This is a genomic window from Ewingella sp. S1.OA.A_B6 (assembly GCF_049889095.1).
In the GTDB taxonomy this organism is placed as follows: Bacteria; Pseudomonadota; Gammaproteobacteria; order Enterobacterales; family Enterobacteriaceae; genus Ewingella.
Map to the genome: position 1 here is coordinate 1 of NZ_JBLJFK010000084.1, position 255 is coordinate 255.

At 36.9% G+C, this 255-nt stretch carries 1 protein-coding gene; it reads right to left on the minus strand.

Annotated elements, in window-relative coordinates:
- Nucleotides 1–192: Imm8 family immunity protein (locus tag ACMV8I_RS21570; protein ID WP_498867165.1), on the minus strand; the 192-nt coding region annotated here is incomplete at its 3' end.
- Nucleotides 193–255: the final 63 nt, after the last annotated feature.

Below are 255 nucleotides of genomic sequence, written 5' to 3' on the forward strand. Positions count from 1 at the left end.
CAGTTCCGGTAACCAGTGGTGCTTGCAGAGCCATTCAGGAGTACAGATATAAACATCAAAATGATTTATTCCTTTTTCTCCTACTGGTCCTATACATAAATGAGCTAAAAATTGAAAACAATCATCCCGTTCAGGCTGATAACTTGATAAATCAAGCCAATCACAACCAATACTTCTTAGAGTCGCTTTCATTCATTTCCCCCTGAAATATTCAAGTGACCGTTGCCAATTTTATCCATTTTTCCTGTTTCAATA